Origin of the sequence: Metabacillus rhizosphaerae, from assembly GCF_037201795.1 — a bacterium.
In the GTDB taxonomy this organism is placed as follows: Bacteria; Bacillota; Bacilli; order Bacillales; family Bacillaceae; genus Metabacillus; species Metabacillus rhizosphaerae.
Map to the genome: position 1 here is coordinate 372,501 of NZ_CP147403.1, position 17,036 is coordinate 389,536.

Genomic DNA, 17,036 nt, shown 5'->3' on the forward strand with positions numbered 1-17,036 from the left:
AGGTATCAAGCGTGTAAAACCCGTTATATTGAGCAATTGCAGGGTGGATTCCAATACTAGCAACACGATAATCTTTTTGGGGTAAACCAATATGTGATTCAATCTCTTCGAAGAGATCCTCAGAGTAGAACTCCGACACTGAAGGCTTTTTCCGATAAATAATTTCATCATTAAAACAAAATAATAATAAGATTTGAGCTATTAAAAAGAATATTGCATATTGTCTCCATCTTTTACTATGATCCCATATGATTTTTAAACCCAATGCAAACCCAACATAAATAACTAATGGTCTCAAAAATTGAAACCTAGCAAAATTAAACGTATCCATAAAATGTAACTTCCTCGTTAATGGAAGCCACCCCTTATAAAACCAAAAGGCATACCACGCTGACAAAATAAAGTTAAGTAATAAAAGGAATATAAATACTCCTTCCTGTTTCCAAACCTTTTTGACTATTACCAGATATAAAGCAATCAAAGTTACAACTATTATAAAAAGGCCGTGCACAGTCATAACATGTGTATGTCCTAGCACAAAGTTCTTAAAAGTTAAGCGAATAACTCTCCACAAGGAAAGCCTCGCATGGAAATATTCATCTCTACTATTAGGTTCATCATCAAATAAAAAGGAGTAAATTAATCTATATTCCACCACAAGATATAACAAGGTCATATAAATAATGGCTAGTAGAAAGTGAACGTTTAGTTTCCCTCTAAAAAGATCAACTACCCAAAATATTCCCATTGCAAATAAGAAAAAGAAAAAACCTAGTACAATACTCGAATACAAGGGGAGAAGAGTTAAAACAAGGTAATGCTTCCAAGTACCATTTCGATGTCTTATATGTAAAAATGCCCAAAGTGCTAACGGCATACCTAATGTGCTCAACATTCCTGATGGCCAAAAAGGCGTTAAGGAAAATGCTAAAGCTACACCTACATTGAAGACCATAAAATCCTTTTTCCTAATAAAGTGATCTTTTAGTAATAAATACATTCCTATAAAAGCAAAAATTCGTGTAATCATTTGACTAATTGCGTAAGCTGTCATAGTCGGGAATATTGAATACAACCAAACAATAAGACTAAATTCAGTTCCATATGCATTTCTAGGTAGACCATTTATTACTTGTGGAATAATTGCATTTTTAGGTCCATGAATTTGTCCACTAGCACTCAAAACTTTGTACCAGGCCATATTAGAATCCAGATTGTCATGCACTCGAATATGGGCTTTTTCCCCAAAAATAAAAAGTGGAACTAAATAAATACAGATGATTAATAAGGAAAATATGATTAACTTCTTTTCTGACTTAAAATAACTTAATGACAACATTCACACCTCTAAATTTATGCATTACATGAAACGTACTATTAACATTTACTGAAATTGAAGAAAAATACTAAAAAGTGGTCAATTTTACAAATTTAGTTCAAGAAAATTGCTTAGCTGGCAAGAAAGTATACCTCAATTCTCTGCAACATACACTTAACGTATATTGATAATTCATTTCAGAGGAAAAGTAAAAAGAATAGTATATCAACTGATCTTTTTCTCTCTTACCTGGCAACGTCCTACTCTCACAAGACTTGCACAGGATGTGCTGACTTCTTCGTTGCCACAGGACGTGGTGTTTTTGCAAGAGATCCTTATTATATATCCATCGGCGGAGAGAGCTTATCTTCCGTGCTCGGATATCGGCTTGCGATAAGCGGCGAAATCTCTTCGTCAGCTCGTTCATTCATATCCTCTTGTGCCAAGAATATCTCAGGCAAGTAGTTAAATTTGTCTTCAGTTTTAAATCACTAAACCTTTCGGTAAATAAAAAAGTCTACAAAAAAAGACCAGTATCTCTACTGATCTTTTTCTCTCTTACCTGGCAACGTCCTACTCTCACAGGGGGAAACCCCCAACTACCATCGGCGCTGAAGAGCTTAACTTCCGTGTTCGGATATCGGCTTGCGATAAGCGGCGAATCTCTTCGTCAGCTTGTTCATTCAGATCCTCATGTGCCAAGAACGCACATTCCGGTCTTCACTCTCTGCGCTTCCTCACTTGCACAGGATGTGCTGACTTCTTCGTTGCCACAGGACGTGGCGGTTTTTAGTAGAAGTTCCTTTATATGCTTCTCCCAAGCCTCATGCTAATAGGTTAAATTTGTCTTCAGTTTTAAATAATAAACCTTTCGGCTTAAAAAATATCAAAAAAGATCAGTATCTCTACTGATCCTTTTCTCTCTTACCTGGCAACGTCCTACTCTCACAGGGGGAAACCCCCAACTACCATCGGCGCTGAAGAGCTTAACTTCCGTGTTCGGCATGGGAACGGGTGTGGCCTCTTCGCCATCATTACCAGATAATTTATGAAATTGAAGGGATGTTCCTTCAAAACTAGATAACGATTCACAATTCAATTCACTTTATTTAACGCTTTTATTAGGTTAAGTCCTCGATCGATTAGTATCTGTCAGCTCCACACGTCACCGCGCTTCCACCTCAGACCTATCAACCTGATCATCTTTCAGGGATCTTACTAGCTTACGCTATGGGAAATCTCATCTTGAGGGGGGCTTCATGCTTAGATGCTTTCAGCACTTATCCCTTCCGCACATAGCTACCCAGCTATGCCTTTGGCAAGACAACTGGTACACCAGCGGTGCGTCCATCCCGGTCCTCTCGTACTAAGGACAGCTCCTCTCAAATTTCCTACGCCCACGACGGATAGGGACCGAACTGTCTCACGACGTTCTGAACCCAGCTCGCGTACCGCTTTAATGGGCGAACAGCCCAACCCTTGGGACCGACTACAGCCCCAGGATGCGATGAGCCGACATCGAGGTGCCAAACCTCCCCGTCGATGTGGACTCTTGGGGGAGATAAGCCTGTTATCCCCGGGGTAGCTTTTATCCGTTGAGCGATGGCCCTTCCATGCGGAACCACCGGATCACTAAGCCCGACTTTCGTCCCTGCTCGACTTGTAGGTCTCGCAGTCAAGCTCCCTTGTGCCTTTACACTCTACGAATGATTTCCAACCATTCTGAGGGAACCTTTGGGCGCCTCCGTTACATTTTAGGAGGCGACCGCCCCAGTCAAACTGCCCACCTGACACTGTCTCCCAGCCCGATAAGGGCTGTGGGTTAGAATTTCAATACAGCCAGGGTAGTATCCCACCGACGCCTCCACCGAAGCTAGCGCTCCGGCTTCTCAGGCTCCTACCTATCCTGTACAAGCTGTACCAAAATTCAATATCAGGCTACAGTAAAGCTCCACGGGGTCTTTCCGTCCTGTCGCGGGTAACCTGCATCTTCACAGGTACTATAATTTCACCGAGTCTCTCGTTGAGACAGTGCCCAGATCGTTACGCCTTTCGTGCGGGTCGGAACTTACCCGACAAGGAATTTCGCTACCTTAGGACCGTTATAGTTACGGCCGCCGTTTACTGGGGCTTCGGTTCAAAGCTTCGCTTACGCTAACCTCTCCCCTTAACCTTCCAGCACCGGGCAGGCGTCAGCCCCTATACTTCGCCTTGCGGCTTCGCAGAGACCTGTGTTTTTGCTAAACAGTCGCCTGGGCCTATTCACTGCGGCTTTTCCGGGCTATTCACCCTAAAAAGCACCCCTTCTCCCGAAGTTACGGGGTCATTTTGCCGAGTTCCTTAACGAGAGTTCTCTCGCTCACCTTAGGATTCTCTCCTCGCCTACCTGTGTCGGTTTGCGGTACGGGCACCTCTCACCTCGCTAGAGGCTTTTCTTGGCAGTGTGGAATCAGGAACTTCGGTACTATAGTTCCCTCGCCATCACAGCTCAGCCTTATGTGACAACGGGATTTGCCTCGTTGTCAGCCTAACTGCTTGGACGCGCATATCCAACAGCGCGCTTACCCTATCCTTCTGCGTCCCCCCATTGCTCAAATGGTGAGGAGGTGGTACAGGAATTTCAACCTGTTGTCCATCGCCTACGCCTTTCGGCCTCGGCTTAGGTCCCGACTTACCCTGAGCGGACGAGCCTTCCTCAGGAAACCTTAGGCATTCGGTGGAGGGGATTCTCACCCCTCTTTCGCTACTCATACCGGCATTCTCACTTCTAAGCGCTCCACTAGTCCTTACGGTCTAGCTTCACAGCCCTTAGAACGCTCTCCTACCACTGTTCTAAAAGAACAGTCCACAGCTTCGGTGATACGTTTAGCCCCGGTACATTTTCGGCGCAGAGTCACTCGACCAGTGAGCTATTACGCACTCTTTAAATGGTGGCTGCTTCTAAGCCAACATCCTGGTTGTCTAAGCAACTCCACATCCTTTTCCACTTAACGTATACTTTGGGACCTTAGCTGGTGGTCTGGGCTGTTTCCCTCTTGACTACGGATCTTATCACTCGCAGTCTGACTCCTGAATATAAGTCTTTGGCATTCGGAGTTTGACTGAATTCGGTAACCCGTTGGGGGCCCCTAGTCCAATCAGTGCTCTACCTCCAAGACTCTAAATTCAAGGCTAGCCCTAAAGCTATTTCGGAGAGAACCAGCTATCTCCAGGTTCGATTGGAATTTCTCCGCTACCCACACCTCATCCCCGCACTTTTCAACGTGCGTGGGTTCGGGCCTCCATTCAGTGTTACCTGAACTTCACCCTGGACATGGGTAGATCACCTGGTTTCGGGTCTACGACCACGTACTCTTTCGCCCTATTCAGACTCGCTTTCGCTGCGGCTCCGTCTCATCAACTTAACCTTGCACGGGATCGTAACTCGCCGGTTCATTCTACAAAAGGCACGCCATTACCCATTAACGGGCTTTGACTACTTGTAGGCACACGGTTTCAGGATCTATTTCACTCCCCTTCCGGGGTGCTTTTCACCTTTCCCTCACGGTACTGGTTCACTATCGGTCACTAGGGAGTATTTAGCCTTGGGAGATGGTCCTCCCTGCTTCCGACGGGATTTCTCGTGTCCCGCCGTACTCAGGATCCACTCTGGAGGGAACGAAGTTTCAACTACAGGGTTGTTACCTTCTTTGACGGGCCTTTCCAGACCTCTTCATTTACTTCGTTCCTTTGTAACTCCGTATAGAGTGTCCTACAACCCCAAGAGGCAAGCCTCTTGGTTTGGGCTAATTCCGTTTCGCTCGCCGCTACTCAGGAAATCGCGTTTGCTTTCTCTTCCTCCGGGTACTTAGATGTTTCAGTTCCCCGGGTCTGCCTTTATTACCCTATGTATTCAGGTAAAAATACTACTCCATTACGAGCAGTGGGTTTCCCCATTCGGAAATCTCCGGATCAAAGCTTACTTACAGCTCCCCGAAGCATATCGGTGTTAGTACCGTCCTTCATCGGCTCCTAGTGCCAAGGCATCCACCGTGCGCCCTTAACAACTTAACCTTCTTCGACGAATGATAAGCTTCGAATTTCTTCGTTGACTTCGTGTTCTGCGGTGCTCATGTACACAAAACGTACATTCCGCTCCTCGACCACTCATCGCCTCGAACTTCTCGCTTCTCCTTCGTCTCAAGATATCAGTACTTACTGAATATCCGTTAATATTACTAAGAGAATCACTAAACTAAGCGTTTAAACTCAGTGAATTACTTGAATTGTTATCGTTATCTAGTTTTCAAGGAACATAAAGCACAGGATGTGCAAATGCTAGATGCATTTAAACTCCTATGTCTTTTCTTACATATTGAAAGATCAGTATGATCTCTCAAAACTAAACAAAAACCAAGTGTGCCTCATTTTCCTTAGAAAGGAGGTGATCCAGCCGCACCTTCCGATACGGCTACCTTGTTACGACTTCACCCCAATCATCTGTCCCACCTTAGGCGGCTGGCTCCTTACGGTTACCCCACCGACTTCGGGTGTTACAAACTCTCGTGGTGTGACGGGCGGTGTGTACAAGGCCCGGGAACGTATTCACCGCGGCATGCTGATCCGCGATTACTAGCGATTCCAGCTTCATGCAGGCGAGTTGCAGCCTGCAATCCGAACTGAGAATGGTTTTATGGGATTGGCTTGACCTCGCGGTCTTGCAGCCCTTTGTACCATCCATTGTAGCACGTGTGTAGCCCAGGTCATAAGGGGCATGATGATTTGACGTCATCCCCACCTTCCTCCGGTTTGTCACCGGCAGTCACCTTAGAGTGCCCAACTAAATGCTGGCAACTAAGATCAAGGGTTGCGCTCGTTGCGGGACTTAACCCAACATCTCACGACACGAGCTGACGACAACCATGCACCACCTGTCACCACTGTCCCCGAAGGGAAAGGTATATCTCTATACCGGGCAGTGGGATGTCAAGACCTGGTAAGGTTCTTCGCGTTGCTTCGAATTAAACCACATGCTCCACCGCTTGTGCGGGCCCCCGTCAATTCCTTTGAGTTTCAGTCTTGCGACCGTACTCCCCAGGCGGAGTGCTTAATGCGTTTGCTGCAGCACTAAAGGGCGGAAACCCTCTAACACTTAGCACTCATCGTTTACGGCGTGGACTACCAGGGTATCTAATCCTGTTCGCTCCCCACGCTTTCGTACCTCAGCGTCAGTTACAGACCAGAGAGTCGCCTTCGCCACTGGTGTTCCTCCACATCTCTACGCATTTCACCGCTACACGTGGAATTCCACTCTCCTCTTCTGTACTCAAGTTCCCCAGTTTCCAATGACCCTCCACGGTTGAGCCGTGGGCTTTCACATCAGACTTAAGAAACCGCCTGCGTACGCTTTACGCCCAATAATTCCGGACAACGCTTGCCACCTACGTATTACCGCGGCTGCTGGCACGTAGTTAGCCGTGGCTTTCTGGTTAGGTACCGTCAAGGTACCAGCAGTTACTCTGGTACTTGTTCTTCCCTAACAACAGAACTTTACGACCCGAAGGCCTTCATCGTTCACGCGGCGTTGCTCCGTCAGACTTTCGTCCATTGCGGAAGATTCCCTACTGCTGCCTCCCGTAGGAGTCTGGGCCGTGTCTCAGTCCCAGTGTGGCCGATCACCCTCTCAGGTCGGCTACGCATCGTTGCCTTGGTGAGCCGTTACCTCACCAACTAGCTAATGCGCCGCGGGTCCATCTGTAAGTGATAGCCGAAACCATCTTTCAATTCTGAACCATGCGGTTCAAAATGTTATCCGGTATTAGCTCCGGTTTCCCGGAGTTATCCCAATCTTACAGGCAGGTTACCCACGTGTTACTCACCCGTCCGCCGCTAACCTCTGGGAGCAAGCTCCCATCGATTCGCTCGACTTGCATGTATTAGGCACGCCGCCAGCGTTCGTCCTGAGCCAGGATCAAACTCTCCAATAAAGTGTTTGATATAGCTCATAAGTTTTATACTATATAGTACGTTTTTGTTAATTAAAAATTAACGTTGGCACGCTTGGTTTTGTTTAGTTTTCAAAGATCATCGTTAGTCGTTTCTCTCAGAAGCGACTTTAATAATATAACACATTTCAAAATAAAATGTCAACATATTTCGAAATGTTTTTTTGTGTCAATCTCTGAGTTATGATTGCCTCTCGGATGACCTTTATTACTATAACAGTTATAAATAATAGAGTCAACAATTAATTCATAAAGATTAATTCTCAAAATAGTAAAAGAGGAAGACAGTGTGACCTCACTATCTTCCTCTTTATGATTACTCTCTATAATATGAAGATAAAATACAAAACAAAAACAACAAACAATCCGTACATTATTGGATGTATTTCTTTAGCCCTGCCTTTAAGAGCCATTGTAATAGGATAGAAGATGAATCCAATCGCAATACCAGTTGCAATACTATATGCTAATGGCATTGTAATAATTATTAAAAATGCTGGAACTGCAATTTCAAAACGTTCCCAATCAATCTTCCCTAATGACGAAACCATTAATATACCTACAATAATTAAAGCTGGTGCAGTTACTGCAGGTGTTATAACTCCTAATAATGGAGAAAAGAATAATGCTAGCAAGAAGAGAACTGCTGTTACTACTGAAGCAAATCCGGAACGAGCACCTGCCGCAACTCCTGCAGAGGATTCAATATAAGAAGTAGTAGTTGATGTCCCTAAAATGGAACCTACAACTGTTGCTGCTGAATCAGCAAACAACGCTTTCCCTGCTCTTGGTAATTTGTTTTCCTTCATTAAACCAGCTTGATTCGCTACCGCTACTAAAGTACCTGCAGTATCAAAGAAATCTACAAATAAGAAAGTTAAGATAACAACCAGCATTTGTATTGTAAAAATTTGATCCAAGTTCATAAATGCTTGCCCGAATGTTGGTGCTAAGCTTGGGATCGAACCGACAATCTTATCAGGTACGTCAATTTGATTAAAGAACATTCCTATAATTGCCGTAATCAGCATTCCGTAGAAAATTCCACCTTTAACGCCACGAACCATTAGTATGATTGTAAGAACCACTCCAAATATAGCTAGAAGTGTTTGTGGGTTTGATAAATCTCCTAATCCAACAAGTGTTGCATCATTATTTACAATAATACCTGCATTTTGAAACCCGATAAATGTAATGAAAAGTCCAATTCCAGCTCCTACAGCAAATTTTAGTTCTGCAGGAATTGAATTAATGATTTTTTCGCGTAAGCCCGACAAAGTAAGTAGAGTAAAAATTAAACCCGATACCAACACACCAGACAAAGCAGTTTGCCAAGGTACGCCCATCGTTAATACAACTGTGAAAGAGAAAAATGCGTTTAATCCCATACCTGGAGCAAGTGCAATTGGATACTTTGCTAAAAGGCCCATTAATAGAGAACCAATTGCTGCAGCAATCGCAGTAGCTGTAAAGACCGCACCTGGATCCATTCTCATTTCTGCTGGTAAATCAGGGATCGAGCTCATTGACAATGTAGTTGGATTTACGAACAAAATATATGCCATCGATAAGAAAGTCGTTAATCCACCAATAACTTCACGGCGATAAGTAGTACCTAATTCATCAAATTGAAAATACTTCTTCATTATGATTGTCCTCCTAAATTTAATTCAAATGTTAACGCAAGGGATATGGGTTTATTTTATATACACTAATGAGTTCTATTCATTTAAATAATAAGTTCAAACAAAAAACGCCCACCATAGAAACGTGAGCGCTTGACGTACAAAAATAGTAATAAACAGTACTTTCCACCTATTTATTAGTACTTCGTAGTCAAGCCATTTAAGGTAGCTTGGTAGAAACTTTTGGGCCATATCCCCAATATTATACGATGTATTTCGTCTTATTTAATTCCTTTTTCATTCTATCAGCCTAAAGTCCCTCCGTCAACAAAAAACGAACATTATTTAAAATAATGTTCGTTTCGTTCGTATTTTACTCCCACTCAATTGTTGCAGGTGGCTTACTAGTAATATCGTACACAACACGGTTAATATGTTTTACTTCATTAACGATTCTTGTTGAAATAACCTCTAATACATCCCATGGAATTCGTGCCCAGTCAGATGTCATACCATCAATAGACGTAACTGCACGGATACCGATTGTATAATCATAAGTTCTCGCATCTCCCATTACCCCAACACTACGAATGTCAGGCAAAACTGTGAAGTACTGCCAAATATCACGATCTAGACCAGCCTTTTTAATTTCCTCACGTAAGATATAGTCAGATTCACGAACAATTTCAAGTTTTTCATCAGAAATTTCACCAAGTACTCTAATACCTAGTCCAGGACCAGGGAAAGGTTGTCTCCAGACAATTTCATCTGGAATTCCTAGCTCTGTACCTAATGCACGAACCTCATCTTTAAATAACGTGCTTAATGGCTCTATTAATTCAAATTCCATATCTTCTGGAAGGCCACCAACATTATGATGAGATTTAATTGTTTGCGCTGTTGCTGTACCACTCTCAATGATATCAGTGTAAAGTGTACCTTGAGCTAAGAATTCAATACCTTCTAATTTAGCTGATTCATCATCAAAAACGTAAATAAATTCATTTCCGATGATTTTACGTTTTTGTTCAGGATCTGAAACACCCTTTAATTTGTTTAAGAAGCGATCTTTTGCGTCAACTTTTATAACATTCATATTAAAGCCTTCAGTGAATGTCTTCATTACACTCTCAGCTTCATTTTTCCGCAATAGACCATGATCAACAAAGATACATGTTAATTGGTCACCAATAGCTTTATGGATTAATACCGCTACAACTGATGAATCAACACCACCACTTAACGCGCATAATACCTTTTTATTACCTACTTTTGCCTTCAATTTGTCAGTTTCCATCTCAATGAAGTTCTCCATTGACCAGTTACCTGCACACTCACAAATAGAAAATACAAAGTTTTTCAAAAGGTCATTTCCAAATTCAGAGTGGCGTACTTCTGGATGGAATTGAACGCCATAAAACTTACGCTCTTCATTACTAATTGCTGCATATGGACATGATGTACTTATAGCATCTACACTAAACCCTTGAGGGATTTCTTTTACAAGATCACCATGACTCATCCAAACAACTTGTTGCTCTGGTAAGTCAGAGAAAAGCGAAGGCTTTCCGTGAATATCAATTGTCGCTTTACCATATTCACGGTGATCAGCTGCTTCAACTTTTCCGCCAAGAGTATGTGTCATAAGCTGCATTCCGTAACAAATACCTAAAACAGGAATCCCTAAATCAAAGATTGCTTCATCACAACTAAAAGCATTTTCACCATATACGCTATTAGGTCCACCTGAAAGAATGACTCCTTTTGGATTCATTTTTTTAATCTCTTCAGCTGTAAGTGTGTGAGGATGCAACTCACTATAAACTCCAAATTCGCGAATTCGTCTAGTAATTAATTGATTATACTGACTCCCGAAGTCTAAAACTACTACCATTTCATGAATGTTTGCCACTATCGTCACCTCATCCGTATTATCACTACAATATTACTTATTATACAAAACTCATTTAACAAATTCACGTCACCATTAAAATAAGGAAAAAGCTGAGTTTTAAAACAAGTCACTTTCCTATATGGCCTCGCAAAAGAGCAAGCTCTATTCTAGCCTATAGAAGCTCAACTATCTAATTCGGAAATAGTCTGGTTATGCTAATTAATTAGCGTAGTTCCGTCCCCATTTCTTTCATACTAAAGACTAGCTATCATACAAAGCATCATAACCCAAAAAATACTTACAAGTATATAGCTTAGCCTAAATAGCAAAAAAACTAGACTCCTGGCCTTCAAATAAAAAGAAGGCAGAATTCTAGTCACATGCGCGAACTTATTCTGCCTTCATAGTCAGGTTATTTTCGGTTACCCGGTAGAGACTCTCGAACCATATTTTCGAGGATATATGAAGGATTTATATAATTTTATTTATTCTATCAATCTCTTATACAATGGTCAAGATGATGTCCTTTTAATTAAATTTTCCCACAATTCAACTGATCTTTGCCATTCCTCTTTTGCATTATCTCGACGATACAATGCCTTTTCATAGTTTCTCGTCAATGCTGTCATATGCACAATATTAAAATAACGATCAATATAATGAGCATATTCTCGTAAGGTTTGGCTTTCCTTTCTTTTTATTCCGTAACGATCAAATTGTTTTAATAGTGACTCATATGCTTGGAAAAATACTTCATCATCTGTACGTTTTTTGTATTTATTAATTATAAATTTTGGTAGCCATTTCATTCTAGTTTTATAAATTGCAAAACCAAGTAAAAGAATAAACAAAAGCGTGCCATATAAACTAACACTACCTAATTGAAAGTTAAACAAGCTTAATCCTTTATTGTCTGAGGAGGCAGTTGTTCCTTGCTCTTCCTTCTCAGGTTTTTCTGGTGTTGGTTTTTGCTCTTGTTCCTCTTTTTCAGTACTGGAATCTTCCTCCCCTATCTGATCTTGTTCGACTTCAGTATTCTTATAGTCAAAAGTAAGATCATAAGGATTTACAAAACCTTTAGTTGGTTCAAAAGGAACCCAGCCAACACCATCAAAATAGATTTCAACCCATGAATGGGCATTATTATTTGTAACCTGATATTCCTTTTCAGTACTAGTTACGTTATTAATGAAATCCCCTTCTGTATAACCTTTGACCCATCTTGCAGGGATATCAATTGAACGTAATAAAACAATCATTGATGTTGAAAAGTTATCACAATACCCCTTTAATGTTTCAAATAAAAATTGATCAACATAATCTTGATCTTCCCCTGGGATGGCGACTTCTTCCTTATCATATGTGAATTCAACTGACCCTAAATAATTCTCAATTGCCTTTGCTTGATCGAATTGATTATCTGCATTTGCAGTTATCTGAACTGCAAGATCCCTCACACGGCTAGGTAGTGAATCAGGTAATTGTGTGTATCGTTCAATAAACCCTTCAGGGACATTAGAAAACTTTTGCTCCTTCCTCATTTCATTAAGGGGATATGAAGGGAGTTCATAACCAACTTCATAGGTCATAAACTCCGCCCGTGAACCCTCATCTTCCTGGAAAGGAGTAATTAATTCGGTATTTCGATTAAAATAAAAACCCATATTGTTATCCGTTTGAACAGATGTTAAGCCAAGGGGATACATCACATGGAGATGGCGATAGCTTTTATCAATGGTTATTGTCGATTCCAGACTTTTCGTCTCTACTCTATCATCAGTCCAATTTAATTCATCAAATTTTAGTTCCTCTAGGCTTGCTTCTGGGTCAGATACCTCCCACCCTTTCCCAGTGTAAACGTCTTTCGTTTCAATCCGCCAATAATGTCGATCTGTTGATACATGTGTAAAAACCTCTGTATCGTCCCCGATAAAACCTCCACCAAGCTTCTCATCATTTTGGCTGTAACCAATTTTCTTCAAACCACCTTCATCTTCATCCTCGCGCCCAATAGCTGTAATATATGGAACGGGATCTGGCCATTGCGGCGAAGCCTTCGGTGCTAAAAACGCTAGAAACATTGACAGGAAAATGAAGGCAAATAGTGGTAATATCCAACGGAAGGATGCCATTCCCTTCACTTTTAAGTTTTCTATCTTTTTTAAACGATCAAAATAAAGCAAACCAAGCATAAAAAATCCAATTAATACAATTCGTACAATTGCGAATGTGGCATCATATGGTGTAAAAGTATCTAAAACAGTAATATACAGAAGCGTTAACACAAAGAAAACAAATATACGTTTTTGAAATAGAATCCAATAATGAATCAAGTAAACTAGTAACCATAATAAAATAAAAAACAAGAATGATCTAAATGAAGGAGTCATAGTTTCCCAGTCAGCACCTGGAATTAAACTGATATTAAACATAATATCCTGAACTAGCTCTTTTACCCAAAGGAAACTAAAAAACACACCTTCGAAATAGAGACCGTGTAGCATAAATAAAATGATAATTATCTTGACTGGAAAAGTAACATACCAACGAGATTTAAAGAAAATAAGTAAGAAACTTATTCCGATAAAGAAAACAAAAATAAACGTATTTGCAGTATCTGTAAATTCTTGAAGTGGTCTTAGCCACTCCCATAACAGCATAAACGCAAATAAGTAATAGACGAAGGCAGTTGCTTTCCCATCATGAGAAATTTGAGTTGTCACGAGCTTTTCACCTCTTTAAACCCTTTATTAGTAGCTAAACTACTAACAACTTTCACTTCAATATGATGCTTTTTCAATCGCTCGATTAAAACAGTCTCTTCTTTTGAGATTTCTTCATGACCTTTTTTAATCATGAACAGTATATACTTTTGCTGCTGTTTCACAAGATATTCGAGTTTACGTACAAAATCTACTGATAGATGGCTAGAAACAATGATATTTGTAACTTGCTTCATTTCCGTTTTCAATAGATCGTTTTGTAAAATAGTTGATAAAGGTTCGTTACTATCACAATCAACTTTTGCAAGATGATACAAAAGTTCCCTACTATGCTGCTCATCAGCATGTAATTGAAAAATATTTTTACTTTTCCCAATTGAAACAAGACCAACACGAGCCCCACTTCTAATAATTGCCCGTATTAAAGAAGCTGTATACGTAATCATCGATTCAAACATAACCGACTTTGTACGATCCAAAATGATGACAACATCATGACTTTGCATCTGTTCAAATTCCTTTGTCATGATTGAGTCTCTTCTCGCAGTAGCTTTCCAATCAATCCAAGCAAACTTATCCCCGGGCTGATACTCCCTTACGCCAACTGCCATCGTCGAATCCTGCCAGTATTTCGCTAAACTAGAGGCAGATCCTTGTTCAAATTGCCTTTGATTTGGATGATAGACTAAACTTACTATTGAGGGGTAAACGAGAAAATAATTCTCCACCTCAAAGAACACCTCTTTTTCAATCATTCCAAAGAGATCTCCCGTTCTAATACGAATCGTGGAAAAATGGTGCTCTCCCCGAGGCATTTGATTTAAAACATAGCTAAAAGAAATTCTTCTTTTAAACCATGGAAAAAAGAGTTTTTTTGGTCCTTCCACCATTTCACTAGCCTGGAGCTTTTCAGAAAGTTCATCCTCAACTAACAGATAAAATAAAGGAAATGGTAATTTTCTTTTTATCGTAATTGTACTAATTAGTGTTTGACCAACAGTAAATTGCTCTTGATTGACGGTTCTAGTAACTTTGAATCCACGAACAGGATATAACATTAACAAAAGTGAGTAAATCGCAAAGGGTAAAAAACTATAGAAGAGAAACCAGCTAACAAATCCACCTTGAAACATCGCATAGCTAAATGCTGCTAATGTGAGAAATATGAGGGAAACAAGCTTCCAACCTGTACTAAATTTCTTGAAGGAATTCAACATTAACGACTTAACGACCTTTGCACCGGCACAGTTGTCCTAATGATAATATCACTTACGATTTCTTCAGCAGTTTTCCCCTCAAATTTTGCTTCTGATCTTAAAATAATCCGATGTGGTAACACATACTGTGCTAAAAATTGAATATCATCTGGAATGATATAATCTCTTCCAGTAATAAAAGCATACGCTTGAGCTGCCTTCATTAGTGCAATTGAAGCACGAGGACTAGCTCCTAAATAAATGGATGGATGCTTTCTTGTTTTTCCAGTAATATCTATTATATAATTCTTAATCGTTTCATCTACGAACACATGCTGAATTTCGTTTTGAAGTTCAACTAATTCCTCTTTTGTAATGACACTATCAATTTTATGAATTGGTCTTTCTTTTTCCGCTAGTGTCAGTACTTCAAATTCTTCCGACTTGGATGGGTAACCCATTCTTAGCTTAAACAAAAATCGATCAAGCTGTGCCTCAGGTAATGGATACGTTCCCTCGTAATCTACTGGGTTTTGTGTTGCCATAACAAAAAACGGCTTAGCAAGCACTCTTGTTATACCATCAACCGTGATACTCCCCTCTTCCATCCCTTCAAGTAAGGCAGATTGCGTTTTTGGCGATGTACGATTGATTTCATCTGCCAAAATCACATTACCAAAAATTGGACCCTCCCGAAACTCGAACCTTAATTCCTTAGGATTATAAATCGACACACCTGTTACATCTGACGGGAGTAAATCTGGAGTAAACTGAATTCGTTTAAATTCTACCCCTACCGATTTTGCAAGTGCACGAACCATCATCGTTTTTCCTACACCAGGCACATCTTCAAGTAAAACATGACCATTTGCGAGTAACGCCACAAGACTTAATACACTAACATCCCTCTTTCCAATCATAACGTTTTCAATATTTTCAATAACTCGTCTGAGTTTTGGATGCATTTCTTCAATATGAGACATGATTTTCCTCCTAGGATGAGTATCTACCTTACTTCCTATTATAGTATTCTGAGAAACTTATCAAAACCCTTTTGCAATTTACAATACTTTCTAATTTTTAAAATAAAATAAAATAAGGCTTCTCAAAGTTCAGTAAACTGTTGAGAAACCTAGTTAGTGCATTAGCGATATTCATTTATTTTCCAAACTAAGGATGTACATTAACTACCTAGTGAACACTTATTAGAAATTTGTTTTTGTTTATGTTTTATAAATCAATTATTTTGTTAGTTGATTTCGATCTTCAATCTGTGGTGGTTCTTCCATCCAGCCATTTTTGATCATAATTTTCCCACCATCTTGAGCGAAAGTGAAAATATCTTTCGCAATAAAGGCCATTTTTGTCGGTAAGTCACTTCGTAAACTAAATGCACCGCCTAATGCATTACTCCCGAGACCAAATGAAGCTAATAAACTGGTGTTATACATCATCAATTTATCAGAAAATGGTGCTGTTTTTGATGTTGTTGCTTTTCCTGCATGAGTAGCTGGGGGTTCAATAAAGCTTTCGCGTAAAAATTCACCTAGATCGATTTCAATTTTTTTTGATAATTTCATTCCTTTTGCCAGAAAGTCTTGGACCTCTTGATCAGAAGCAACTTGAGCAAAGCCAATCATTAATTGCATCCCTACAAGGTTTGTTTCAACAGCATGATGGATAAGAGAAACTTCAACCGTATTTAAAGATCTCTTTTCACTAAACCATAACCCACCCATATAATTTTTATCTTGTACAAAATTAACCTCTTTTGGCATTGTTACAAAAGGCGGACGTGCCAGAACCCCTTTTTCTAATAGGAATTGTGTTGCTTGGCTGTTCATCGCTTGGGATTCCGACGTCAAACTTATAAAAAAATCTTCAATATCTTTTCGATAGGACATACCTGTAAAAAGTGCATAAAGACTCATTTCCACTTTAGTCATCATATGCAAATACATGATATCGAACATGTAATCATACAACTTCGGAACACCATTATGTACATCGCTTGCTGTAAAACCAATAGGAACAACTGCGCCTTCTTGTTGTAAAATACTTGTAATCATCTCTATATTATTTAAAGCACTATTATAATGCGATTGTAAAAGCTGCTTTTCTTCATCTGAGGCATGCTCTATAAAATGCTCCAATACTCTGACGATCATGGTTTTTTCTTGATAAGCCATCCATAGGTTAGCTAATTCAGATGAAGTGATAGGCGCTGACCTTGAAGTCATATTAAAACCTCCTAGTTTTTTCTTAATGTAACCATTGAGATCAATTTTATGAATCA

At 40.2% G+C, this 17,036-nt stretch carries 7 protein-coding genes, 3 rRNA genes and 2 riboswitches (1 of these 12 only partly in view); all 10 genes read right to left on the minus strand.

Annotated features, from left to right (window positions below):
• A protein-coding gene (locus tag WCV66_RS01840; RefSeq protein ID WP_338787777.1) for a DUF6044 family protein crosses the window boundary here: on the minus strand, positions 1 to 1,339 show its 5' portion. 338 nt of this gene lie to the left of the window's left edge; 1,339 of the gene's 1,677 nt are visible here — the first part of the coding sequence; it begins with the start codon at positions 1,337 to 1,339; the stop codon falls past the left edge of the window.
• Between the two features lie 905 nt (positions 1,340 to 2,244).
• Positions 2,245 to 2,360: ribosomal RNA gene (gene rrf / locus WCV66_RS01845) — 5S ribosomal RNA — on the minus strand.
• A gap of 80 nt (positions 2,361 to 2,440) precedes the next feature.
• Positions 2,441 to 5,371: ribosomal RNA gene (locus tag WCV66_RS01850) — 23S ribosomal RNA — on the minus strand.
• 363 nt (positions 5,372 to 5,734) lie between these two features.
• A 16S ribosomal RNA gene (locus tag WCV66_RS01855) occupies positions 5,735 to 7,284 on the minus strand.
• The 16S, 23S and 5S rRNA genes sit together here, the layout of an rRNA operon.
• A 341-nt stretch (positions 7,285 to 7,625) precedes the next feature.
• Positions 7,626 to 8,948: an NCS2 family permease gene (locus WCV66_RS01860; protein WP_338787778.1), complete on the minus strand. Its 1,323-nt coding sequence runs from the start codon at positions 8,946 to 8,948 to the stop codon at positions 7,626 to 7,628.
• A 167-nt stretch (positions 8,949 to 9,115) separates the two neighbouring features.
• Positions 9,116 to 9,217, minus strand: a riboswitch (purine riboswitch).
• 83 nt (positions 9,218 to 9,300) lie between these two features.
• Positions 9,301 to 10,821, minus strand: a complete 1,521-nt coding sequence (gene guaA, locus WCV66_RS01865; protein WP_396652627.1) for a glutamine-hydrolyzing GMP synthase — start codon at positions 10,819 to 10,821, stop codon at positions 9,301 to 9,303.
• 384 nt (positions 10,822 to 11,205) lie between these two features.
• Positions 11,206 to 11,307: riboswitch (purine riboswitch) on the minus strand.
• 26 nt (positions 11,308 to 11,333) lie between these two features.
• Positions 11,334 to 13,544 (minus strand): DUF3488 and DUF4129 domain-containing transglutaminase family protein, encoded by a 2,211-nt coding sequence (locus tag WCV66_RS01870; RefSeq protein ID WP_338787779.1) that lies wholly within the window; start codon positions 13,542 to 13,544, stop codon positions 11,334 to 11,336.
• The gene (locus WCV66_RS01875; protein ID WP_338787780.1) at positions 13,541 to 14,761 is read right to left on the minus strand and encodes a DUF58 domain-containing protein; all 1,221 of its coding nucleotides are present in this window, start codon (positions 14,759 to 14,761) and stop codon (positions 13,541 to 13,543) included. Before WCV66_RS01875 ends, WCV66_RS01870 begins: the two co-directional genes overlap by 4 nt.
• Positions 14,761 to 15,723: an AAA family ATPase gene (locus WCV66_RS01880; protein ID WP_066335648.1), complete on the minus strand. Its 963-nt coding sequence runs from the start codon at positions 15,721 to 15,723 to the stop codon at positions 14,761 to 14,763. Before WCV66_RS01880 ends, WCV66_RS01875 begins: the two co-directional genes overlap by 1 nt.
• Positions 15,724 to 15,981: 258 nt before the next feature.
• Positions 15,982 to 16,980, minus strand: coding sequence for a DUF3231 family protein (locus WCV66_RS01885; protein WP_338787781.1), 999 nt, complete (start codon positions 16,978 to 16,980; stop codon positions 15,982 to 15,984).
• Between the last annotated feature and the right edge of the window lie 56 nt (positions 16,981 to 17,036).